The 23,780-nt window shown below is 60.4% G+C and carries 18 protein-coding genes and 1 other RNA gene; 9 read left to right on the forward strand and 10 right to left on the reverse strand.

Annotation, left to right across the window (positions count from 1 at the left end):
- Positions 1-385: 385 nt before the first annotated feature.
- The 9 genes from lapB to gyrA form a co-directional block, all read right to left on the reverse strand.
- Positions 386-1,543, reverse strand: a complete 1,158-nt coding sequence (gene lapB / locus V8Z74_RS10210; protein ID WP_349709125.1) for a lipopolysaccharide assembly protein LapB — start codon at positions 1,541-1,543, stop codon at positions 386-388.
- On the reverse strand, positions 1,528-1,896 hold the full coding sequence (locus V8Z74_RS10215; protein ID WP_349709127.1) for a LapA family protein: 369 nt from the start codon (positions 1,894-1,896) through the stop codon (positions 1,528-1,530). Before V8Z74_RS10215 ends, lapB begins: the two co-directional genes overlap by 16 nt.
- Positions 1,897-1,971: 75 nt before the next feature.
- The gene (locus V8Z74_RS10220; protein ID WP_066482462.1) at positions 1,972-2,295 is read right to left on the reverse strand and encodes an integration host factor subunit beta; all 324 of its coding nucleotides are present in this window, start codon (positions 2,293-2,295) and stop codon (positions 1,972-1,974) included.
- Positions 2,296-2,399: 104 nt separating this feature from the next.
- Positions 2,400-4,103, reverse strand: a complete 1,704-nt coding sequence (gene rpsA / locus V8Z74_RS10225) for a 30S ribosomal protein S1 (RefSeq protein WP_083526752.1) — start codon at positions 4,101-4,103, stop codon at positions 2,400-2,402.
- Between the two features lie 178 nt (positions 4,104-4,281).
- Positions 4,282-6,366: a bifunctional 3-phosphoshikimate 1-carboxyvinyltransferase/cytidylate kinase gene (locus tag V8Z74_RS10230; RefSeq protein WP_349709128.1), complete on the reverse strand. Its 2,085-nt coding sequence runs from the start codon at positions 6,364-6,366 to the stop codon at positions 4,282-4,284.
- 102 nt (positions 6,367-6,468) lie between these two features.
- A complete protein-coding gene (locus tag V8Z74_RS10235) occupies positions 6,469-7,392 on the reverse strand; it encodes a prephenate dehydrogenase (protein ID WP_349709129.1) in 924 nt (307 codons plus the stop codon).
- Positions 7,392-8,492 carry a prephenate dehydratase gene (pheA, locus tag V8Z74_RS10240; RefSeq protein WP_066482487.1) on the reverse strand — a complete coding sequence of 367 codons (1,101 nt, stop codon included), beginning with the start codon at positions 8,490-8,492 and terminating at the stop codon, positions 7,392-7,394. Before pheA ends, V8Z74_RS10235 begins: the two co-directional genes overlap by 1 nt.
- Before the next feature lie 119 nt (positions 8,493-8,611).
- On the reverse strand, positions 8,612-9,721 hold the full coding sequence (gene serC / locus V8Z74_RS10245; protein ID WP_066482622.1) for a 3-phosphoserine/phosphohydroxythreonine transaminase: 1,110 nt from the start codon (positions 9,719-9,721) through the stop codon (positions 8,612-8,614).
- A 145-nt stretch (positions 9,722-9,866) separates the two neighbouring features.
- Positions 9,867-12,557: a DNA gyrase subunit A gene (gyrA, locus tag V8Z74_RS10250; RefSeq protein ID WP_349709130.1), complete on the reverse strand. Its 2,691-nt coding sequence runs from the start codon at positions 12,555-12,557 to the stop codon at positions 9,867-9,869.
- A 229-nt stretch (positions 12,558-12,786) separates the two neighbouring features.
- On the opposite strand from gyrA, the gene ompA reads away from it, so the two are divergent.
- From ompA to V8Z74_RS10275, 5 genes are all read left to right on the forward strand, one after another.
- Positions 12,787-13,428: an outer membrane protein OmpA gene (ompA, locus tag V8Z74_RS10255; protein WP_349709131.1), complete on the forward strand. Its 642-nt coding sequence runs from the start codon at positions 12,787-12,789 to the stop codon at positions 13,426-13,428.
- A gap of 84 nt (positions 13,429-13,512) precedes the next feature.
- Positions 13,513-14,229 carry a bifunctional 2-polyprenyl-6-hydroxyphenol methylase/3-demethylubiquinol 3-O-methyltransferase UbiG gene (gene ubiG, locus V8Z74_RS10260; RefSeq protein ID WP_066482505.1) on the forward strand — a complete coding sequence of 239 codons (717 nt, stop codon included), beginning with the start codon at positions 13,513-13,515 and terminating at the stop codon, positions 14,227-14,229.
- Between the two features lie 3 nt (positions 14,230-14,232).
- On the forward strand, positions 14,233-14,898 hold the full coding sequence (locus V8Z74_RS10265; protein ID WP_066482513.1) for an HAD family hydrolase: 666 nt from the start codon (positions 14,233-14,235) through the stop codon (positions 14,896-14,898).
- Between the two features lie 12 nt (positions 14,899-14,910).
- Positions 14,911-15,287, forward strand: a transfer-messenger RNA (tmRNA) gene (gene ssrA, locus V8Z74_RS10270).
- A 282-nt stretch (positions 15,288-15,569) separates the two neighbouring features.
- The gene (locus V8Z74_RS10275; protein WP_349709132.1) at positions 15,570-16,811 is read left to right on the forward strand and encodes a tyrosine-type recombinase/integrase; all 1,242 of its coding nucleotides are present in this window, start codon (positions 15,570-15,572) and stop codon (positions 16,809-16,811) included.
- Positions 16,812-16,855: 44 nt separating this feature from the next.
- Here the strand turns inward: V8Z74_RS10275 and V8Z74_RS10280 are convergent, their stop codons facing one another.
- Positions 16,856-18,073 (reverse strand): hypothetical protein, encoded by a 1,218-nt coding sequence (locus V8Z74_RS10280; RefSeq protein WP_349709133.1) that lies wholly within the window; start codon positions 18,071-18,073, stop codon positions 16,856-16,858.
- A gap of 477 nt (positions 18,074-18,550) precedes the next feature.
- Between V8Z74_RS10280 and V8Z74_RS10285 the strand changes: the two genes are divergently transcribed.
- The 4 genes from V8Z74_RS10285 to V8Z74_RS10300 all read left to right on the forward strand — a co-directional run bounded on the left by V8Z74_RS10285 (position 18,551) and on the right by V8Z74_RS10300 (position 23,780).
- A complete protein-coding gene (locus V8Z74_RS10285) occupies positions 18,551-18,736 on the forward strand; it encodes a helix-turn-helix transcriptional regulator (protein ID WP_349709134.1) in 186 nt (61 codons plus the stop codon).
- Between the two features lie 353 nt (positions 18,737-19,089).
- Entirely contained in the window at positions 19,090-19,644 is a 555-nt protein-coding gene (locus V8Z74_RS10290) for a rolling circle replication-associated protein (RefSeq protein WP_349709135.1), read from the forward strand.
- Positions 19,645-19,973: 329 nt separating this feature from the next.
- On the forward strand, positions 19,974-22,703 hold the full coding sequence (locus tag V8Z74_RS10295) for a DEAD/DEAH box helicase (protein ID WP_349709136.1): 2,730 nt from the start codon (positions 19,974-19,976) through the stop codon (positions 22,701-22,703).
- A gap of 429 nt (positions 22,704-23,132) precedes the next feature.
- Positions 23,133-23,780, forward strand: coding sequence for a hypothetical protein (locus tag V8Z74_RS10300; RefSeq protein ID WP_349709137.1), 648 nt, complete (start codon positions 23,133-23,135; stop codon positions 23,778-23,780).

Genomic DNA, 23,780 nt, shown 5'->3' on the forward strand with positions numbered 1-23,780 from the left:
CAGTTCGTAGCGGCTGGGACGAGACATTTAGGCTGGTTTCCTCCTGCCTGTATCGTCTCATCTCCCATGCGCATCGCTCTGAATGTCGATTCAGCCTAGGGGCAGCCACCCGTGCCGCCAAGCATCTTTTGATGCTGCTGCGGGACCCCGTTGTACCGAAATAACGGGTCGGTAGGCTTTTCTACGCGGGAGCAAGGGGCTGCACGAAGGCCCTGGTGCCCGGTTGCGATATGAAAAAAGTAGCTGATCGCGCTTTCCTTGTGCGGTTTTAGAGTTTTTTTGCCCTTCAAAACCAGCGTGGGAAAGCGCAAGCAGCTATAAAAAAAGAGCTGCCAGGACAGCTCTTTTGTACAGCAGGATGTGGAGGGCTGGCGGGGCGCCATGGCTACAGTTCTTCGACACGCCGGGCCGGATAGCTGTCCCAGCTCTGGCAGCCCGGGCAGTGCCAGAAATGCTGGCGTGCCTCGAAGCCGCAGGCCGCGCAGCGGTAGCGCGTGAGCGGCTTGGCGGCATGGTCCAATGCCTTCTGCACGGCTGGGTGGTATTGCTCCTCGGCCAGGGTCTCGCCCTGCAGCCACTGGGCCGCGGCCACCAGCGAGGGCTCGTGGTCCAGATGCTGTACCAGCCGGGCGCGGCCGGGTGCATCGGGCACCCCGCTGTGCTGGTCCAGGGCAACCAGGGCCTGCAGCAGGTCCAGCGAAGGCGCCTGGCGGTACTGGGTCTCCAGCAGCCCCTGCACGCGCGTCTGCTGGCCGGTGGCCTGCGCCACATCCACCAGCAAAGTGGCCGCCAGCGGCAGCGAGGCAGGGGCCTGGCGCGCCAGGTTTTCCAGGGTGTCCAGCGCCTGCGCAGGCTGCGCGCAGCGCTGCTGCAGCTGTGCCAGCTCCAGCAGCGGTCGCGGGGCCTGGGGCGCGGTGGCAAGGGCTTGCTCCAGCAGCTTGCGTGCGGCATCGAACTGGCCCTGGGCCATTCGGGTCTGTGCATCCTCGCAGAGGTAGTGGGCCAGGCGGGTGCTGAAATCCCCCTGTCCTGCCTGCTGCATCTTGCCGGCAATGGCGGCGGCCTGCCCCCAGTCGCGCGAGCGTTCGTAGATGGCCAGCAGGGCCAAGCGTGCCTCGGCTTCGAAGGCCGTGCCTTCCAGGCGGCGCAGGGCATCCTCGGCGCGGTCCAGCAGGCCGGCCTTCAGAAAATCCTGGGCCAGTGCATGCTGGGCGCGATCGCGGTCGCTGCGCGAGAGGTCGCCGCGCGACAGCAGGTGCTCATGCACGCGCACGGCACGATTGTATTCGCCGCGGCGGCGGAACAGGTTGCCCAGGGCAAAGTGCAGCTCCGAGGTGTCGGGGTCGTTCTGCACGGCCTCGATGAAGGCATCGATGGCCTTGTCCTGCTGTTCGTTGAGCAGAAAGTTCAGCCCCTTGAAGTAGGCCTTGGGTGCCTGCCGGTTGTCGGCACGCACCTGGCGCAGGTCCCAGCGCGAGGCCAGCCAGCCCAGCACGAAAGCCACGGGCAGGCCCAGCAGAATCCAGGTCAGATTAAATTCCATGCACGTCGCTCGGTACGATGACGGGAGAAGAAGGCGAAACGCCGACGTTGCCGGCAGTTGCGTCCTTGGTGTTGGGGGGGGGCAACCTCGGCTTGCGCGGGCTGCGCCTGCTGGGCCCTGGCCGCTGCCTGGGCATCGCGCGCCGCGGTGCGGTGCTTCCACCAGCGCGGCACCATGCCCAGCACGCCCACGATCAGGCCCAGCACAAAGGCGGCCAGCACCACCAGCACCAGGGGCGCCGTCCAGGTGGTGCCAAAGAAAAAGTGCACGGTTGCGTCCTGCTGGTTGTTCAGCGCGAAGGCAAACAGTGTGAAAAAAATGGCTGCCTTGAGCAGCCACAACAGGTATTTCATGCTTCCCCTTGTGTGTCGGGAAGGATTTTAGGTCAGTCCGCACGCAGGGCGTGCGCGATGCCTGCGCAGGAGCGCTCAGGACGGGTCTGCGGCGGAATCTGCCGCGGTATCGGTGCTTTTCTGGTTGTCCACGGCTTCGCGCAAGGCCTTGCCGGGCTTGAAATGGGGAACACGCTTGGAAGGGACCTGCACGGCCTCGCCGCTGCGCGGATTGCGGCCGATGCGCGGCGGGCGGTGGTTGATGGCGAAGCTGCCGAAACCGCGGATTTCAATGCGGTGTCCGCGTACCAGGGCATCGCTGACGGCGTCCAGAATGGTTTTGACGGCCTGCTCGGCATCGCGCTGGTTGAGTTGGCCAAACCGGGCGGCAAGTTCTTCGACGAGATCGGATCGGGTCATCGGACGACGAGGTGAAAGGGGGAAACAACAGCGGGCGCACAAGGCGCCCGCTGTCTTCGACGCGTAGCGGTCGGCAGGCAGACCTGCCGACCGGCTGACGTGGATTACTTGTCGGAGTTGTCCAGCTTGGCGCGCAGCAGGGCGCCCAGGCTGGTCGTGCCGGCGTTTTCCTTGGAGGACTGGGCCGACAGGGAAGCCATGGCTTCCTGCTGCTCGGCGTGGTCCTTTTGCTTGATGGACAGCTGGATGTTGCGGGTCTTGCGATCCACGTTGGTCACCACGGCGGTCACTTCGTCGCCTTCCTTCAGCACCGAGCGGGCGTCTTCCACGCGGTCAGCGGAGATTTCCGAAGCACGCAGGTAGCCGACGATGTCGTCGCCCAGGTCGATTTCAGCGCCACGGGCGTCCACGGTCTTGACCTTGCCGGTCACGATCTGGCCCTTGTCGTTCACGGTCACGAAGGTCGTGAAGGGGTCGCTGTCCAGCTGCTTGATGCCCAGGGAGATGCGCTCGCGCTCAACGTCCACGGCCAGCACGATGGCTTCGACTTCCTGGCCCTTCTTGTAGTTGCGGACAGCGGCTTCGCCAGCTTCGTTCCACGACAGGTCGGACAGGTGCACCAGGCCGTCGATGCCGGCAGCCAGGCCCACGAACACGCCGAAGTCGGTGATCGACTTGATCGGGCCCTTCACGCGGTCGCCGCGCTTGGTGTTCTGGGCGAATTCCTGCCAGGGGTTGGCCTTGCACTGCTTCATGCCCAGGGAGATGCGACGCTTGTCTTCGTCGATTTCCAGAACCATGACTTCCACTTCGTCGCCCAGGGACACGAGCTTGGTGGGAGCAATGTTCTTGTTGGTCCAGTCCATTTCGGAAACGTGCACCAGGCCTTCGATGCCGGGTTCCAGTTCCACGAAAGCACCGTAGTCGGCGATGTTGGTGACCTTGCCGAACAGGCGCGTGCCCGAGGGGTAGCGGCGAGCCACGCCCATCCAGGGATCGTCGCCCATCTGCTTCAGGCCCAGCGAAACGCGGTTCTTCTCGGTGTCGAACTTGAGGATCTTGGCCGTGATTTCCTGGCCAGCCTGCACCACCTCGGAGGGGTGACGCACGCGGCGCCATGCCATGTCGGTGATGTGCAGCAGGCCGTCGATGCCGCCCAGGTCCACGAACGCACCGTACTCGGTGATGTTCTTGACCACGCCGTTGACGATGGCGCCTTCCTTCAGCGTTTCCATCAGCTTGGCGCGCTCTTCGCCCATCGAGGCTTCGACCACGGCGCGGCGGCTCAGCACTACGTTGTTGCGCTTGCGGTCCAGCTTGATGACCTTGAACTCCATCGTCTTGTTTTCGTAGGGAGTCAGGTCCTTGATCGGACGGGTGTCGATCAGCGAGCCGGGCAGGAAGGCGCGGATGCCGTTGACCAGAACGGTCAGGCCGCCCTTGACCTTGCCGGAGGTGGTGCCGGTCACGAATTCGCCGGATTCCAGCGCCTTCTCGAGCGACAGCCAGGAAGCCAGACGCTTGGCGGTGTCGCGCGACAGGATGGTGTCGCCGTAGCCGTTTTCGATGGAGCCGATGGCCACGGACACGAAGTCACCCACTTGGACTTCGATTTCGCCCTGGTCGTTCTTGAATTCGTCGATCGGCACGTAGGCTTCCGACTTCAGGCCTGCGTTCACCACAACAAAGTTGTGCTCGACGCGCACCACTTCGGCGGTGATGACCTCGCCGGGACGCATTTCGGTGCGTTGCAGCGATTCTTCAAACAGGGCGGCAAAAGATTCAGACATGTAGTTCCTTGCCCGCATACAGGTTTCCGTCGGCACCATTGCCAAGCGTTTTTATGACTGGATGCGGAGGTTTGTGGGTTCACACCCACGGGGTTAAAAGGTGAAAAAACCTGCTGCCGGGCCGCCGCTGTCTCTGACGAGCGACGCTCCTGGCACCAAGGGCCAGCAAGCCAGTTGCAGGGCCGTGCCTGAAAAATCAAGCGCGGCCGAACGGCTGGCGTTCCTGCCACCACGACAGCACCTGGGCAACCACTTGTTCAATGGTCAATTCGGAGCTGTCGAGCAGCAGGGCATCTTCGGCGGGCTTGAGCGGCGCGGTCGCCCGCTGCATGTCGCGGGCATCGCGTGCCTCAAGGTCTGCCAAAAGGGTGGATATGTTAGCTGAAATCCCTTTGGAAATCAACTGTTTATATCGGCGCTCGGCGCGGCACTGGGCCGAGGCCGACAAATAGACCTTCAGCGGCGCATGGGGAAAGATCACCGTGCCCATGTCGCGGCCGTCGGCCACCAGGCCCGGCAGGGTCTGGAATGCCAGCTGCAGGTCGACCAGCGCGCTGCGCACGGCGGGCAGGGCCGAAACGCGCGAGGCGTTCATGCCGGCCTGCTCGCTGCGGATGGCCAGGCTGATGTCCTCGTCGCCCAGCCACACGCGCTGCTGGGCATCGAAGCGCACGGGCATGTCCAGCGCCATCTCGGCAATGGTTTCCTCGTTGGATTCGTCCAGTGCCAGGCCGGCGCGCGATGCGGCCAGGCCCGTGATGCGGTAGAGCGCGCCCGAGTCCAGCAGCTGGTAGCCCAGCGCCCTGGCGACTTCGGCGGCAATCGTGCCCTTGCCCGAGGCGGTGGGGCCGTCGATGCAGATCACGGGAATGCGCTCGCGCTCGGTCTGGCAGACCGAGAACAGGGCCTCGAAATAGTCGGGGAAGGTCTTGGCCACGCACTTGGGGTCTTCGATGCGCACGGGCAGCTTGGCCGGATTGAAGGCCGCCAGCGAAAAGCACATGGCCACGCGGTGGTCGTCATAGGTGTGGATGCTGGCAGCCTTCCAGTCGGCCCTGGATGCCGGGGGCGTGATGCGGATGTAGTCAGGGCCTTCCTCCACCGTGGCGCCGAGCTTGCGCAGCTCGATGGCCATGGCGGCGATGCGGTCGGTTTCCTTCACGCGCCAGCTGGCGATATTGCGCAGCGTGGTGGTGCCGTCGGCATACAGCGCCATCACGGCCAGCGTCATGGCGGCATCGGGGATGTGGTTGCAGTCCAGGTCGATGGCCTTGAGCGGCCAGCCCTGGCCCGGCTCTCCGCGCGTGACCTGCAGCCAGTTGGGGCCGCTTTCCACCTGGGCGCCCATGGCCCGGGCGGCTTCGACAAAGCGGATGTCGCCCTGGATGGAGTCCCGGCCCACGCCCAGGATGCGGATGCTCTTGCGCCCGGTGGCGTTGTCGGCATCCGCTGCGTCGGCCATGCCGGTGGCAATGGCTCCCAGCGCGATGAAGTAGCTGGCCGAGGATGCATCGGCTTCGACATGGATCTCGCCGGGCGAGCGGTAGCGGCTGCCGGCCGGGATCACGAAGCGCTGCCAGTTCTCGTTCTTCACGGCAATGCCGAAGCGCGCCAGCAGCTCCAGCGTGATGTGGATATAGGGCCTGGAGATCAGCTCGCCCACGACCTCGATGACGATGTCGCGCTGTGCCCCGGGGACATTGGCCTGCAGCGGCAGGGCCATGAGCAGCGAGGTGAGGAACTGGCTGGAGACGTCGCCGCGCACCTGGATGGGGGCCTGGCCGAACCGGCTGAAATCGGGCCGGCCGATCTTGAGCGGCGGGAAGCCCTCGTTGCCCAGGTAGGCGATGCGGCAGCCCAGCTGGCGCAGCGCATCGACCAGATCGCCGATGGGGCGCTCGTACATGCGCGGCACGCCCGTCATCTCGAAGCTGCCGCCCAGCACGGCCAGCGCCGCGGTCAGGGGGCGCATGGCCGTGCCGGCATTGCCGAGGAACAGCGTGGCCGCGGCGTCCGCGGGGAGCTGGCCGCCGATGCCCGTGACTTCGATGGCCTGGCCTGGAGCGACGGCATCGGGGGCGATGCGGCAGCCCAGCTGCCGGAGCGCGGCCAGCATGACGCGGGTGTCGTCCGAGTCCAGCAGATCGTGGATGACGGTCGTGCCCTGGCTCAGCGCGGCCAGCAGCAGCACACGGTTGGAGATGCTCTTGGAGCCGGGCAGGCTCACGGTGCCGTGGGCGGTGTCCAGGGCGGGCAGGTCGAGGAATTCGGTGGTGAACATGGCAATTCCACAAGGCGGAAACAAAAGGTCGGACAGGGCCAGGGCGGTTGTTCGAACATTAGCCGCCCGCGCTTTCCTGCACTGCCCCGAAGGCGAAAACGCTCAGGCCTGGTGCCTGCGGGCGCCCATGCGCCACTGCGAGCGCGCGGCGCTGGCCAGCGTCAGGCGGTCCTGCAGGCCCTGGCCGTCGCCGGCCCGGATCATGGCTTCCAGCTGCTCCAGCGCCTGGCGGAAATGCCGGGACTGGGCCAGCACCTGCTCGTGGTTGGCCAGCAGCACGTCGCGCCACAGCTGGGGGTCGCCGGCACCGATGCGCGTGAAATCGCGAAAGCCAGGGCCGGCCAGGCTCAGCACTTCGTCGGCGTCGGGCTGGCCCAGCACGCTTTGCATCATCGCGAAAGCCAGCAGATGGGGCAGGTGGCTGACGGTGGCGAGGGCGCTGTCGTGCGCCTCGGGCGACATGGCCTTGACCTCGCAGCCCAGCGCCTGCCACAGCGCCCGGGCCTTGGCCAGGTGCGCGGTCAGCGTGCGCTCGGTGGGTGTCAGAACCACCTGCGCGCCGCGGTACAGATTGGCATCGGCATGCTCCACGCCGGCCACTTCCTTGCCGGCGATGGGATGGGCGGGCACAAAGCTGCCGAGCTGGTCGCGCAGCGCCGTGCGTGCGGCCTGGATCACGTCGGTCTTGGTCGAGCCCACGTCCATGATCATCATGTTCGGCGTGACCAGGTGCTTGATGGACTTGAGCGTGGCTTCGGTGGCGGCCACGGGCACGGCCAGCAGCACCAGGTCGGCACCGGCGGCGGCCAGCAGGGCCGAGGGCGCTTCCACGTCGATCACGCCCATCTGGCGCGCGCGCTCGGTGGTGGAGGGCGACTTGCTGTAGCCCACCACGCGCTTGACCAGGCCGGCTTTCTTGAGCGCCAGCGCGAACGAGCCGCCCATGAGGCCGCAGCCGATCAGGCCCAGCTGCTCGAACGGCTGCAGGGGCGGCTGCAATCCCGGCTGTAGTTCCTGGAACGGCATCACTTGGCCACCGGATAGGTGCCCAGCACCTTGTAGAAGGCGCACAGGCCGCGCAGCTCGTCCAGCGCGGCGGCCACGTTGGCCTGGGCCGGGTGGCCTTCGATGTCGATGTAGAAGTAGTACTCCCACTGGCCGGTGCGTGCCGGGCGGGACTCGAAGCGCGTCATGGAGACGCCGTGCTTCTTGAGCGGCACCAGCAGATCGTGCACGGCACCTGCGATATTGGGTACCGACACCACCAGGCTGGTGCAGTCGTGGCCGCTGGGCGCGGCGGTGGCCAGCGTGTGCGGCAGGCAGATGACGGCAAAGCGCGTGCGGTTGTAGGCGTCGTCCTGGATGGCGTGGGCCGTGATGTGCAGGCCGAACTGCTGGGCCGCGCGCTCGCCGGCGATGCCCGCCCAGGTCGGGTGGAGCGCGGCCAGGCGCGCGCCTTCGGCATTGCTTTCCACGGGGCGGCGCTCGGCATGCGGCAGGTGCTTGGACAACCAGCCCTGGCACTGGGCCAGCGCCTGCGGATGGGCGGCCACCACCTCGATGCCTTCCATGGAGTTGGTGGTGCGCATGAGGTTGTGGCGGATCAGCATGCTGACCTCGCCCACCACATGGCAGGGCGTGTGCAGGAACATGTCCAGCGAGCGCGTGACCACGCCCTCGTTGGAATTCTCCACGCCCACCACGCCGTACTGGGCGCTGCCCGCGGCCGTGGCGTGGAAGACTTCCTCGAAGCTGTTGCAGTACATCAGGTCGGCCGCGCCGCCGAAATACTGGATGGCCGCCTCTTCGCAGAAGGTGCCGGCCGGGCCGAGCACGGCCACGCGCTGGGGCGATTCCAGCGCCAGGCACGCCGACATGATCTCGCGCCAGATGGCCGCCACATGCGCGCCCTTGAGCGGGCCGGGGTTGCTGGACTTGATCTTCTCGATGACCTGGGCCACGCGGTCCGGCCGGAAGAAGGCCGAGCCTTCCTTTTTCTTGAGTTCACCCACCTGCTCGGCCACGCGGGCGCGCTGGTTGACCAGCTCCAGCAACTGGCGGTCCAGCGTGTCGATCTGTGTGCGTAGCGCCAGCAACTCCGGGCTGGCTTGGGGTTCTGTACTCATGGATACCTCAAAAATCGTAGCTGCTGGCGCCTGTCTGAAAATGACTTCAGGCAAGAATCATGGTGAAGTGCTTGCGGATAAGGTGCTGGCAGCTCACTTTTTCATATGTTGCCGTGGCTTCAGGCCTTGCGCTGCTCGAAGTCCTGCATGTAGGCGATCAGGGCCTGCACGCCTGCTATGGGCATGGCGTTGTAGATGCTGGCGCGCATGCCGCCCACGGACTTGTGGCCCTTGAGCTGCAGCAGGCCGGCTTGCTTGGCGCCTGCCAGGAAGGCCTCGTTGCGCGATTCGTCGCGCAGGAAGAAGGGGATGTTCATGCGCGAGCGGCAGTTGGCCGCCACCTTGTTCACATAGAACGAGGACTGGTCCACATAGTCGTAGAACAGCTTGGCCTTGGCGATGTTGCGCGCCTCCATGGCGGCCACGCCGCTCAGGTCGCCTTCGCGCTGGCGCTTGAGCCACTGGAAGGTCAGGCCGGCCATGTAGATGCCCCAGGTCGGCGGCGTGTTGAACATGGAATCGTTGTCGGCCACGATCTGGTAGTCGAAGGCGCTGGGGCAGGCGGGCAGGGCATGGCCCAGCAGATCCTCGCGCACGATGACGATGGTCAGGCCGGCCGGGCCGATGTTCTTTTGCGCACCGCCGAAGGCCAGGCCCACGCGGCTCCAGTCGATGGAGCGCGAGGCCACGTGCGAGGAGAAATCGACGACCAGCGGCGCATCCGAGCCCAGGGCCTTGAGGTCGGGCAGCTCCTGGAACTCCACGCCGTGGATGGTCTCGTTGCTGCAGATGTGCACATAGCTGGCGCCGCGGCTCAGCTGCCAGCTGTCGGGAGCCGGGATGGTGGTGTAGCCGCTGTCCTTGGCCGTGGCGGCGATGTGCGATTCGCTGGCGTACTTGGCCGCTTCCTTGGCCGACTTCTGGCTCCAGCTGCCGGTGACCACGAAATCCACCACGCCGGCGCGCGACAGGTTCAGCGGCACGATGGCGTTCTCGGCAATGCCGCCGCCCTGCATGAAGAGGATCTTGAAATGGGCCGGCACGCCCAGCAGCTCGCGCAGGTCGGCCTCGGCGTTTTCGTAGATCGAAATGAATTCCTTGCCGCGGTGGCTCATCTCCATCACGCCCATGCCGGAGCCGTGCCAGTCCAGCATTTCGGCGGCTGCTTGCTGCAGCACTTCTTCAGGGATGGCGGCGGGGCCGGCGGAGAAGTTGTATGGGCGGTTCATGGGGTTCACGATCAAGTCAGGCGCTGGCGCAGGCAGGACAAGCGCCAGCAGCTATCAAAATTTCAGCCATCCGGGCGGTCTGCCCGCAAGCATGGCAGAACGCCCGGATGGCTTGAAGCTGCACGCAGCTTCGGGGGCGCAGCGCTTACGCGTTGTCGCCGGGCTCCTGTGCAGCGCTGCTGTCGTCAGCCGCGTCGCCAGGTGCATCGGTGGCGGAGGCTTCACCGGCCGGATCGGCTTCATCGGCCTCGTTCGCATCGTTTTCCACGATGCGCTGCAATCCGCTGAGCTTGGCGCCTTCGTCCAGGCTGATCAGCGTCACGCCCTGGGTGGCGCGGCCCAGTTCGCGGATTTCCGCGACCCGGGTGCGCACCAGCACGCCGGTATCGGTGATCAGCATGATCTCGTCATCGGCATGCACCAGCGTGGCGGCGACGACCTTGCCGTTGCGCTCGCTCTGCTGGATTGCAATCATTCCCTTGGTGCCGCGGCCGTGGCGCGTGTATTCCACGATGGAGGTGCGCTTGCCATAGCCGTTTTCGGTGGCCGTCAGCACGGATTGCGATTCGTCCTCGGCCACCAGCATGGCGATCACGCTCTGGCCGTCCTCGATGTTCATGCCGCGCACGCCGCGGGCATTGCGGCCCATGGGGCGCACGTCGTTCTCGTCGAAGCGCACGGCCTTGCCGCCGTCGGAAAACAGCATCACGTCATGCTTGCCGTCGGTCAGCGCCGCACCGATCAGATAGTCGCCTTCGTCCAGGCCCACGGCGATGATGCCGGCCTTGCGCGGGTTGCTGAATTCGTCCAGCGCCGTCTTCTTCACCGTGCCCATGCTGGTGGCCATGAACACATAGTGGTCGGCCGGGAAGCTGCGGTACTCGCCCGTCAGCGGCAGCACCACGTTGATCTTCTCGCCGTCCTGCAGCGGGAACATGTTGACGATGGGGCGGCCGCGCGAACCGCGCGAGCCGGCCGGCACTTCCCAGACCTTGAGCCAGTACAGGCGGCCGCGGTTGGAAAAGCACAGCAGATAGTCGTGCGTGTTGGCGATGAAGAGCTGGTCGATCCAGTCGTCTTCCTTGGTGGCCGTGGCCTGCTTGCCGCGGCCGCCGCGCTTTTGCGCGCGGTACTCGCTCAAGGGCTGGCTCTTGATGTAGCCGGTGTGCGAGAGCGTGACCACCATGTCGGTGGGCGTGATCAGGTCCTCGGTGGACAGGTCCTGGGCGCTGTACTCGATGGTGGAGCGGCGCTCGCCCTTCTTGTTCTGGCCGAACTCGGCCTTGAGCGCGTTCAGTTCCTCGCCGATGATGGTGGAGACGCGCTCGGGCTTGGCCAGGATGTCCAGCAGGTCCTCGATGAGGGCCATGATCTCCTTGTACTCGGCGACGATCTTGTCCTGCTCCAGGCCGGTCAGGCGCTGCAGGCGCATCTGCAGGATTTCCTGGGCCTGGGTTTCCGACAGGCGGTACAGGCCGTCCTGCTGCATGCCGAACTCGACCTCCAGCCCCTCGGGGCGGTAGTCGTCGGCATTGACCGTGCCGCCGTCGGCACGCGTGCGGGTGAGCATCTCGCGCACCAGCTTGCTGTCCCAGCTGCGGTTCATCAGCTCGGCCTTGGCCACGGGCGGCGTGGGCGCGTTGCGGATGATGGCGATGAAGTCGTCGATGTTGGCCAGCGCCACGGCCAGGCCTTCCAGCACATGGCCGCGGTCGCGCGCCTTGCGCAGCTCGAATACCGTGCGGCGCGTGACCACTTCGCGGCGGTGCTGCAGAAAGACCTGGATCAGCTCCTTCAGGTTGCACAGCTTGGGCTGGCCGTTGACCAGCGCCACCATGTTCATGCCGAAGGTGTCCTGCAGCTGCGTGAGCTTGTAGAGGTTGTTGAGCACCACCTCGGGCACTTCGCCGCGCTTGAGCTCGATCACCAGGCGCATGCCCGACTTGTCGGACTCGTCCTGGATGTGGCTGATGCCTTCGATCTTCTTTTCGTGCACCAGCTCGGCCATGCGCTCCTGCAGCGTCTTCTTGTTGACCTGGTAGGGCAGCTCGTCGACGATGATGGCCTGGCGCTGGCCGCGGTCGATGTCCTCGAAATGGCACTTGGCGCGCATCACCACGCGCCCACGCCCCGTGCGGTAGCCTTCCTTGACGCCGTTGATGCCGTAGATGATGCCGGCGGTCGGAAAGTCCGGCGCCGGGATGATTTCCATCAGGTCGTCGATCGAGGCATCGCCGTTTTGCAGCAGGTGCAGGCAGGCGTCCACCACCTCGTTGAGGTTGTGCGGCGGGATGTTCGTGGCCATGCCCACGGCAATGCCGGAAGAACCGTTGACCAGCAGGTTCGGCAGGCGCGTGGGCAGCACCAGCGGTTCCTGCTCGGAGCCGTCGTAGTTGGGCCCGAAATCCACGGTCTCCTTGTCGATGTCGGCCAGCATTTCGTGGGCGATCTTGGAGAGGCGGATTTCGGTGTAACGCATGGCAGCCGCGCTGTCGCCGTCCACCGAGCCGAAGTTGCCCTGGCCGTCCACGAGCATGTGGCGCAGCGAGAAGTCCTGGGCCATGCGCACGATGGTGTCGTACACGGCGCTGTCGCCGTGCGGATGGTATTTACCGATCACGTCGCCGACGATACGGGCCGACTTTTTATAAGGGCGGTTCCAATCGTTGTTGAGCTCGTGCATGGCATACAGCACGCGACGGTGCACGGGCTTGAGGCCATCGCGCGCGTCGGGAAGCGCCCGGCCCACGATCACGCTCATCGCGTAATCGAGATAACTGCGACGCATCTCCTCTTCTAGGCTGATGGGCAGAGTTTCTTTAGCAAACTGGGTCATGTCTGGCGGTACTTTGACGGCGGGAAAACAACCATTTTAGGTCGAATGGCCTGTGGCAGCAGAGCAACATAACTTGGGAATTACGCAGCTGTCCTACTCGTTGGGGCCCGGTTGACAACACGTCGGCATGTTACGTATGGCACAATCATTTCAACGTTTTTGGTGATGGTCACTGATGACGTCCACAAATTCGCAGCCCTGCTGCGGCTTTTTCCCCAAGAGGAGAACCATGAAGAAACTGAACAAAGTGGCGATGTTGTTTGCCTCTGCTGCCCTCGTGACGGCCGCTGGCGCACAAGTGAAGGCTGCTGACGGTGGCAAGACCATCGACAACTGGCAAAACGGCACCAGCGAACTGGTGTGGAAGAACGGCACGAACGAACTGTGCTGGCGTGATGCCAACTGGACTCCCGCAACGGCCGCTGCCGATTGCGATGGCGCCCTGAAGGCTGCAGCTCCCGCTCCTACTGCTGTTGCTCCTACTCCCGCTCCCGCTCCTCAGCCTGCCGTGGCCTCCAAGGTCACCTACTCGGCTGACGCTTTCTTCGACTTCGACAAGTCGGTTCTGAAGCCCGAAGGCAAGGCCAAGCTGGACGATCTGGCCGGCAAGGTCAAGGACATCAACCTGGAAGTGGTCATCGCCGTGGGTCACACCGACTCCGTCGGTTCCGTTGCGTACAACCAAAAGCTGTCGGTGCGCCGCGCTGAAGCTGTGAAGGCTTACCTGGTGTCCAAGGGCATCGAAAAGAGCCGCGTGTACACCGAAGGCAAGGGCAAGAGCCAGCCCATCGCAGACAACAAGACTGCTGCTGGCCGCGCCAAGAACCGTCGCGTGGAAATCGAAGTGGTGGGCACCCGCGCTGCTCAGTAATCCTTCGATTACAACACCGAAAGCCCCGGCAACGGGGCTTTTTTTATGCCTGAACAAGAGTCGTAATCGCCGACAATTGCAGCCATGAGCAACACCATCAATGCAGATCCTTCGGAACTGGAAAAATTCTCGAGCCTCGCTCACCACTGGTGGGATCCTGAGAGTGAGTTCAAGCCGTTGCACCAGATCAATCCATTGCGACTGGACTGGATCGACGGCCAGGTTTCTTTGCATGGCAAGCGGGTACTGGACGTGGGTTGTGGCGGCGGCATCCTGTCCGACTCCATGGCGCGGAAAGGCGCAGAAGTCATGGGCATCGATCTGGCGACCAAGGCTCTGCGCGTGGCCCAGTTGCATGCGCTGGAAACCGGCACGCCCAATATCCAGTACCACGAGGTCAGCGTGGAACAACTGGCTGAAGAACAGCCAGCTTCCTTCGATGTGGTGACCTGCATGGAAATGCTTGAGCATGTGCCGGATCCTGCATCCATCGTGCAAGCCTGCGCCAAGCTGGTGAAACCCGGCGGCTGGGTGTTTTTCTCCACCATCAACCGCAATGCCAAAGCTTTCGGCCTGGCGATCGTTGCGGCCGAATACGTGCTCAAGATGATTCCCAAGGGCACGCATGAATATGCCAAACTGATCCGCCCCAGCGAACTGGCCCGCTTTGCGCGCAATGCCGGCCTGGTGGTGGAAGGCAGCAAGGGCATGGAGCACAATCCCGTCTCCGGACGCTACTGGCTCAGTGCCGATACTTCGGTCAATTACATGCTGGCGACTCGCCGTCCGCAGGAGCAATAAACCATGTGGACAGATGTGAAAGCAGTGCTGTTCGACCTGGACGGCACACTCATCGACAGCGCGCCGGACCTGGGAGCCGCAGCAGACAAGATGCGCGTGGATCGCGGCCTGCCTTCATTGCCGTTGGCGGCATACCGGCCCATGGCAGGCGCGGGCGCGCGCGGCATGCTCGGGATCGGTTTCGGCATGACGCCGGAGTCGCCGGATTTTCCGGCGATGCGCGAGGAATTCTTCCGCAACTACGAACAGTGCATGACGGCGCGCACCTATGCCTTCGACGGCGTGGCTTCCCTGATCGCTTCGCTGGAATCGGCTTCGCTGGCCTGGGGCGTGGTCACCAACAAATCGAAGCGCTTTACCGAGCCACTCACGCGGCAGATGGCGCTGTTTGCCAATGCGCGCGCCATCGTGAGCGGCGACACCACGCCCTACTCCAAACCCCACCCCGAACCCTTGTTCGAAGCCGCGCGGCGTATCGGGTTGGAGCCTGTGCATTGCATCTACGTTGGCGACGACGAGCGCGACATCATGGCCGGCAAGGCTGCGGGCATGAAAACCGTGGCAGCCTGCTATGGTTACCTGGGTTCTGCGGCCGATACATCGAACTGGGGAGCCGATGCCCACATCAATTCTCCACTTGAGCTCTTGAAATTGCTCGGAAGAGGCTAAAATAGAGGGCATGGGGCTGTCCTGGTTTCGACGTGGGTTCGGGACCGGTGTGGTGCATGTCGAGCTTGAGTGACGCTCGTAAATCTCCATTCAAAAAACTAACTGCAAACGACGAACGTTTCGCACTCGCCGCTTAATCCGGTGAGCCTTGCAACAGCACGCTGATGGGCTGGGCAAGGGGGTAGAAATACCTCCCGGCTGCAAGGGAATTCACATCAGCTGGCTGAGTACCGGGCTTCTTGGTACTTGGCGAGATCCAAGGAAGCTGGTTGCTCGGACAGCGTGCGCCTGCGCGGTCTGAGTGACGAGACTCAAAACAGAACGCTAAACATGTAGATCTGCCCGGCGAAGGCTTGCGGACGCGGGTTCAATTCCCGCCAGCTCCACCATTACACCATCCAAGGGTGTCCATTGCAATCCGATGGACACCCTTTTTCTTTGGGAAATCAATGACTTGCTGTCCGAGGTTGTCCATGATGGTCCATGGGCAGCCACGCCATAGTGGGGGTGCGGATGGGGGTACGAGGCCTTGTTCCTTTATACTTTTGCCAAGTTATACCCCCGTGTTTCGCTGAAACCCAATAGGCATGCGCTTTGGCGGCTGATGGCTTGTACCCCCAATGAGGGGGGTGGCGGGGGGGCTTTGTACCCCCAACTGGAGCCTGTACCCCATGCTGACCGATGCACAGTGCCGCAACGCCACCTGCCCACCTGAGCGCAAGCAAGCGCGCTTTACCGATTCTGGCGGTCTGTACTTGCAGGTGAGCCCGAATGGCTCCAAGCGCTGGTTCTACAAATACCGAACTGAAGGCAAGGAAAAGCAGTTGGCTCTGGGTAGCTATCCTGCAGTGAGCCTGACGGCAGCACGCAAGGCGCGAGATGCGGCCAAGATCCAGAGGTCGGAAGGTTCCGATCCGATCCAGACTCGCAAGCTGAAAAAGCTCAAAGGTGGTGGGGAAACAGGGGAGAGTTTCAAGGCCGTAGCCCTGGAGTGGTATGGCAAGCAGGCCGACAAATGGAGCCCTGGCCATGCTGAGCGTATGTTGAGGCAGTTTGAACGGGATCTTTTCCCCTGGCTGGGGGATAGGCCTATGGCGGCAGTGGAGCCGATGGAATTGCTGTCTGTGCTGCAGAAGGTGGAGGCCCGTGGGGCAATGGAAACGGCCGACCGGGCGCTGATGCTGGCTCGACAGGTGTGGCGCTACTGGCTTCCCACAGCGAGCAATACCCAACGTGATATCACCGAGGGTTTGAAGAGCCGGCTTACCCCCTACCGAGGTAAGAACTTCCCAGCTATTGTTGAGCCTGGTCGGTTTGGTGAGCTATTGCGAGCCATGCACGCTTACAAGGGTGGTCCGTTGGTGCGCACAGCCTTATTGCTGGCCCCCTTGCTGTACCAGCGCCCAGGCAATCTGCGCATGATGGAATGGAGTGAGTTGGATTTGGAGGCTGGCCTGTGGACTATTCCCAGCGCCAAGATGAAGCGCTCCAAACAGGAAAAAGAAAATGGCGAAGCCCATGTGGTGCCCCTGCCGACCCAGGCGGTGACGCTACTGCGGGATCTACAGGTGGTCTCCGGCCGCGGTCGCTACGTCTTTCCGGGGCAGCGCGACCATGAGCGGCCTATGTCGGATAACTCGGTGCGAACTGCTTTGTATAGCTTGGGCTTCGGCGAAGAGCAGAGCTGGCATGGCTTTCGGGCCAGTGCACGCACCATGCTGGTGGATCAGCTCGACCTAGATCACCTGGCCATCGAGGCAAATCTGGCCCATGCCGTGAAGGATGCTAACGGCCGCAGCTACAACCGCACAAAATATCTGGCCAAGCGGCTTGAACAGATGCAGCAGTGGGCTGATTACCTCGACAAGCTGCGGCTGGGCAACGTGGTCCACATGCACCAGCGCGCAGGCTAGTTCCAAGCAGCCTTTGTTCATCAGCCGCCCTCTGAGGCGGCTTTTTAGTGTTTGGGCGCAGGGTCTGCAACTTTTTGCTTGCGTGGACGGCCCCGTTTGGCTGGGAGTAAAGGCAAACGTTCTTCCCCACCTTTCCAATAGGTTCGATCACCATGCTTCTTATCAATGCTCTTTTTGGGAGGGATAAGGCGCATATATAAATCCATGTCAAAAATTGGATTTATTATTTTTTCAATTAAATCTTTGCGTGCTTTGGTCTGTCGCCTTCCAACTAGGCCAAGCCCTGAGGGAGGTGTGGGTTGATGGTTGAAATGATAAAAATAGGCTAGGTCGCTGAGTGAAGGTTCTCTATCTCGATACTTCTCTTGTTTTTTCTTGGGAAGAGAGATATTTTTCCAAAGTGAGCCTATTATTTCTGAAATTTCTACATTCTGGTTTGATATTGTTTTTGATAAGGCAGATATTTTATCTTTTGAATTAAATAATACTGAAGCACCTGTAGCAGTGTTGGGGAAAAATAAGACGAGATGGAAATAATAAGATCTAACTGAAGAATGTGCGAGCTTACCTATATAAGCGCATTCGATTTTCCCTAGTTGGCGACGAAATTCTGTCCAATGATCTGTTGCTTCTTCATATTTAATGGAGGCAGTTTTAGTGTCATCTTGGGGATTTTTGTAACACAAAACCAACCGCACCACTTGTAGCGACCCATGGCGTACGAAAAGGTCATGGATGAACTCGGCGGCGCTATTTTTTGATTTGGTTACATGCCTAATATGCTGGTCATAGGCGAGTCTACCCTCTTTGCTCTTGGCTATGCGATTAATGGTCTTCACCAGGTTATGCAATCTTGATCTATCGCCGCTGACATTTAAAAATAATCTGCTAATTAAATTCTCATCTTCTTTATTTTTAAATTTCTCTAATTCTAAGAGTCTAGGGTGGATGAGGTGATTTGCTTGGTCTTGGTGAAATTCTGAGGAATCTATTTCGTGGGGTTTTTTATCTATTTTTTCTGGAAATATTTTTCTTATTTCATTAAAGCTGAGATTATTAATTGCATCAGCTAAAGCACGCTCCCACTGCTGGATGCGAGGAGGTTCAAGATGCTTTTTGGCTTGAGTCCGAGCCTTGATGGAGGCAAGCCACCAAGAGTCGTAATCTTCTATGAGCCGCGTAGGCGGGGCGGCTGTGATCTCGGTGACGGCGTTAAGAGCGTTGGCCAACATCTCCAAGGCCAAGCTATCCCCGTTGTTCACAAATTTGTCTTGGCTTGCGAACAGGGCGTCGTGCCGTCTAGCAACGTCTCGAGGCTTGAGCAGAGTCTTGGGTGCTGGCATGGCTAGTAAAAAAGTTAGTGCTGTATAAATATGGTATTTTCACCATATCCAGCACTAACTAATTTTTGTAATTAGTGCTGGATAGTCATGGTTTTTGTGAAATTTAACTGAAGTTTGCAGAAAATTTGGCTGGGTCATTACATAGGCGGGTACGGCTCATTTTTGTATGAAACCTTAGCATTCATTGAGCGTCGTGTACAGCTTTTCGGGCGCTATCTAGGGCCTCCAGCACGCGGGTGTTCGAGCGACTGGTGGGGGTGAGGGGCTGCCCAAGTTCACTAGTTCCTAGTAGTAGTCCAAGTGACTGGCTTTGGGCGTCTGTGCAATGGTTGCCCTACGCCTGTAGAAAAGTATGGCTGAGCCGGATGGTCTGGACCAACCAGACAGGAGCAACACATGCGTCTCATCCGCCTCACCCACGTCACCGAAGTCACCGGACTGCGGAGATCCACTATCTACAAGTACATCGCCACAGGCGGATTCCCCAAGCCCGTGCCCCTTGGTGGTGGCCGAGTGGCTTGGATTGAGCAAGAAATCCAGGATTGGATAGCCGAGTGCATTAAAGCGCGGGATGCCACTTAGTCCGACAAAGCAAGCCATGGTTAAGAGGGGGCTCAACCCCTCTTAACCATGATTATGTTGTCATAACAGAAATAAGTCCCCATATAAAAGTCAGTAAAAATCACATCAAAGCTCGAAGGCCATCGATGTATTTTTCTTCTGGCTATGAGCTAATGATTGCTTTCATCATTGCTTCTTATGTAATAAATAAAAAACAAAGATACAATTAAAAGTGATAGAAAATCATATAAAGATAAATTGATTTAAAAATCATTAAGCTAAATATCTGGCATCAGAGCTGTTTGATGCATAAGTACCAAAATAAAAATATCTTGACATGGCTGATCAGTTGAATTTACACAGGAGGTTTCAACATGAGCAGCAAACGAAGAATCATTCGACTGGAAGAGCAAGGCTTGCTCTTGGAGCGACGGATGTTTGAGGTGCGATCCCGGTATCTGATGCTTTACATCACACTTAACTATATGCCTGAGTATCGTGATGATATTTCTATTGATGATTTTCTTGAGCATAGAGATAAATTTTTGAATAATTTTGAATCAAATAAATTGTTGAGGGGTATTAAAGCTTATATATGGAAAATAGAGGAGGGTGAGAAATCAGGCTTGCATATTCATTTCCTGATTTTTTATTCAGCTGAATTCCGCGCAGACGTGAGCCTCGCAAAATGCATAGGTGAGTACTGGGTAGATGTTATTACACACGGTATGGGTGCATACTGGAACAGTAATGCTGAAAAGGAAAAATTCGAAAGGCAGGGGTTGTGGGGACTTGGTCAAGCGAATCGCAAGGATGACGAGCGTCGAGCAGGGGTACGACGGATCATTCGTTATCTTGCAAAATCTGACCAAGCTGTATCGGGTCTCCCGCCTCATGGCAGGAGGTTCGGAATGAGCCAGCTGCCATAGCGATCCTGCTGTTACCGCGCAGTGTTTCGTTCACGCTGGCGAAATCGTTGGATATGAGTGCTGCCGATCAATTCCTTAATAAGGAGATCCAATGGGAAGTTCACTAAGCAAGCCAGCTGAAGGCCATGCACGGCTTCGATGGATAAACGTCTGAAACTACCCAGCTGGGAGTGCCTTTGAATAGAGCCAGCCTACGCCAACCGCATCACTTCGATGATGGAAGGGCCATGTTTCCCATGAGGCGATAATGGCAAGGTAGGCCTTGATTAAAAGGCAATATTCAAAGTGAAGGCGCCGATGGATGCCGTGCACACACAAGTAAGGGATGTATGGTTTCGATTCAGGTGGGTGGCGAAGATAAGACTGCGAAGATCAGTGATTGGGCGATTCACTGGAGCGACAAGTACGAAGCCCTGCAACTGACCTGTTATTACTCATCCAAGAAAACTTACACTCGCCCGCTCAGTGAATGCCGGGTTACCCCCATCCGTGAGCTGGGCGAGATGTTGCTGACCAGGTCTGGCAGCACGATCGTCGCATCTATTGCCAAGGCGACGATCTACGGCGAGCGGTATGCCGTCGTGCATTACCGAGACAACGACAAGCCTTACGTCTTTAAGATGGATGGCATCAACTTTACCGCGCCGACAGCGATGAAGGAGGCGCCGGTCTTTCACTATTTCACAGCCGTGGCGAATGCCAGGCAAGACTGCGCGAAATCGCAAACTGATCGTGAAATTGCCGCTAATATCGTGCGCCAACTGGACAGGCTGCCGGCCAGCGCCAACACTGCTTTGCAGGCCTATTGCACGGGGTGCAATGGCACGCAGATACCGGGCTTGGGACTGATCTATCCGTTTGGACTGAACGAGAGCCAGCTTGCGGCGGTCGAGCAGGCCTTCCGCGCACAGGTCAGTGTGATCGAAGGCCCGCCGGGGACCGGCAAAACTCAGACCATCTTGAATATCCTCGCCAATATCTTGTTGCGTGGGCAGACGGTCGCGGTGCTGTCCAACAACAATGCGGCGGTGGAAAACGTCTACGAGAAGCTGGAGAAATGCGATCTTAGCCATTTGGTCGCCAAACTCGGCAACAAGGACAACCGCAAGGACTTCTTCGCCAACCTGCCGCCGTGGCCGTCGGGCGAGCCCGAGCCCGCGCCGACCCTGGACGAGATCCAGGCCCTGCTGGCCCGATTGAAACAACATCTGCACGATCACAACCGGGCGGCGCAGTTGCAGGCCGAACTCGACGAGCTAACCATCGAGCGGCGCTATTTGCAGCAGTGGCAGACAGACAGTGGCGTGCAGGCCGCCGCCTCACTGGACAAGTACGGGCTGACCCTGCGCACGACGGTGGATCTGATGGCCTACCTGGCGCATCTCGGCGAGCAGCGCATCCGTCTCAAGGACCGCATCGAGCTGCTGTTTAATTTCAGGATTTTTCGAGCCAAGCCGTTCGCCGAGGGCGATGCGCGTCTGGCTGTGTTCCATGCCCTGCAGCTGCACTACTACGACAAGGCGTTGCGGGGCAAGGAAGCGGAGCTACGGGCGTGCAGAGAGTCGCTGGCGCGTGGAAACTTTGATGCCTTACTGGAGGCCTTGAAGACAGCGTCGATGCTCTACCTGAAGCAACATCTGCAACGTCAGGCGCGACCGTCGGACAGCTTCGATGCCAAGACGTATCGGCATGAAAAACAGTTTGATGCTTTCGTGAAGCGCTTCCCGATCCTCGGTAGTGGCACGCACTCCATCGTCAATTCGATCGCACCAGGGGCAATCCTCGATTACGTGATCATAGACGAGGCCTCGCTGCAGGACATCGTGCCGGGCATCCTGCCACTGGGCTGCGCGAAGAACCTGATCGTGGTCGGCGACAGCCGCCAATTGGCGCACATTCCCGTGACGCTGGGTCTGCCAGCACCTGCCGATGCCTATGATTGCGAGCGCCATAGCCTGCTCGACTCGTGCATCAGCGTGTTCAAAGAGGCATTGCCCAGAACGCTGCTGAAAGAGCATTACCGCTGCCATCCAAGGATCATTCAGTTCTGCAACCAGCAGTTCTACGACAACGCGCTGGTGCCGATGACCAAGGACAAGGGCGAGGGCGAGGCGCCTTTGCGCCTAGTGGTAACCGCCAAGGGCAACCACACTCGCCAGAACACCAACCTACGCGAGCTGGACTCCCTGCTCAAGCTGTTCGACGACGAGGGCGAGCCGATTGGGTTGGACGGTGACGGTCGTGGCTTCATCGCCCCGTTCCGGGCACAGGTCAATCTCTCCGGCACGCGCCTGCCGGCGGATTTCGTCAAGGACACCGTGCACAAATTCCAGGGCCGAGAATGCGACGAGATCGTCTTCTCCACCGTACTGGACAAGAAACGCCACAACCAAGAGCACAAGCGGCTGAATTTCGTCGATGACCCCCGCATGGTCAACGTGGCGGTGTCTCGAGCCAAGCACCGCTTCACTCTAGTGACGGGCGATGAGGTGTTCACCAGCAATAACGGTCACATCGCGGCTCTGATGCGTTACGTCACCTATTATGCGCAGGATGAGCAAATCGTGCGTGCGCCCGTGGTGTCGGCCTTCGATTTGCTGTACCGCGAATACGACCAGTCCCTGGCACGCTTGAACGCCCGCTTGCGGCCCGATGATTCACGCTACAAGTCCGAGCAGATCGTCGCACACCTGCTGCGAAAGGCATTGTCCAACCCGATGTGCCAAGCCTTGATGTACCACGGGCAGGTAAAGTTGGATCAGGTCGCATCGCCAGCCAACCCAGAGATGACGGAACGCGAGCGAGCCTTTATGGCGCGCGCCAGCTGCGATTTCGTGATCTATTTCAAGGTAGGCAAGACCCCACTGGGGGTGATCGAAGTCGATGGCGGCTTTCATAACAAACCAGAGCAGGCAGCGCGGGACGCATTAAAGAACCACATCTTGAAGAAAAGTGGTGTTGCCATCTTGCGCCTGCGCACAGTCGAGAGTGGTATCGAGGAGAGAATCGCTGTGTTTCTTACAGCATGGGCACGTACGACCATGGACGAAGACCTTTGACCGTCGTACCTCGTACATGCGCTATTAGGCCCAGCACCATCCAACAGCCGTTTTGTGGCAGTCAGCATGAGTGCGACTGCTGTACCTGCCTTAGCCATCGTTGCGGAGCAACCGGTTGAAGCGATCACGTCGGCTTTAGGCTGATCTCGGTCGTTCGTCGGTGGGGATCTAAGGGGCAGCTGGTTCCAGAAGCGGTCCCCTGACCTGACGCGGCCTCTCCGGCAGCTTCGCGGAAAGAAGCTGCCGTCCTGCGCGTTTGGAGGCGGTTGGACATTTTGAGTGATCGCTGCGAGTAGAGACAGTCCGGTGGTGCATTCAGATCGTGGCGGCCAGGCTGGCCCGCTCGTTGTCACGCAAGGAATGCTCGCCGGCCAACTCGGCGCATGAGGCTTGTTGACACGCCGAACAACGGCATGGATGCTGTGACTCATGCGCATCCCCTCCGAACGCCTCGCCTTCTGGTTCTTGAGGCTCAACGGCTTTCTCACAATCCCGAACTTCATCGTGCATCCCGAGGGGCCTCGAGACGACGGCGCCTATCCGCAGCAGACTGACGTAGATGTGCTGGGAGTGCGGTTCCCGTTTCGCGCGGAGAACCGACGGCGGCCCATGCCAGACCACCCGCTGTTTATGGCTGAACGTCGCAGACCGATGGTGGTACTTTCTGAAGTGAAGACGGGGCAGTGCGGCTTGAATGGGCCATGGACTGACCCAGAGCGCCAGAACATGCAGAAGGTGCTCTGCGCCGGTGGATTCCGACCAGCCCACCAGGTAGAGGAGATTGCTAGTGCCCTCTACGGTCATGGCGTGTGGCAAGACGAGACCTTGGTCATCCAGATCGTATGTTTCGGCAGTCGGCACAACTCTGGTCTTGCGAGAAGCCATCCATCGGTTCCGCAGTTGATTTGGCATCAAGAAGTACTGCCTTTCGTCTACCGCCGCTTCGACGAATACAAGTTGGAGAAGCAAATGCACCATCAGTGGGACGAGGACGCTCGACAGCTGTTTGCAGTGGCTGGGCAGGTGGCCAACGCGGACGAATTTGTGGTGTCAGTTGAAGTGGTCGACAAGCTCTGA

The sequence above is a fragment of the Comamonas sp. w2-DMI genome (assembly GCF_040187735.1).
GTDB lineage: Bacteria > Pseudomonadota > Gammaproteobacteria > Burkholderiales > Burkholderiaceae_C > Comamonas > Comamonas terrae.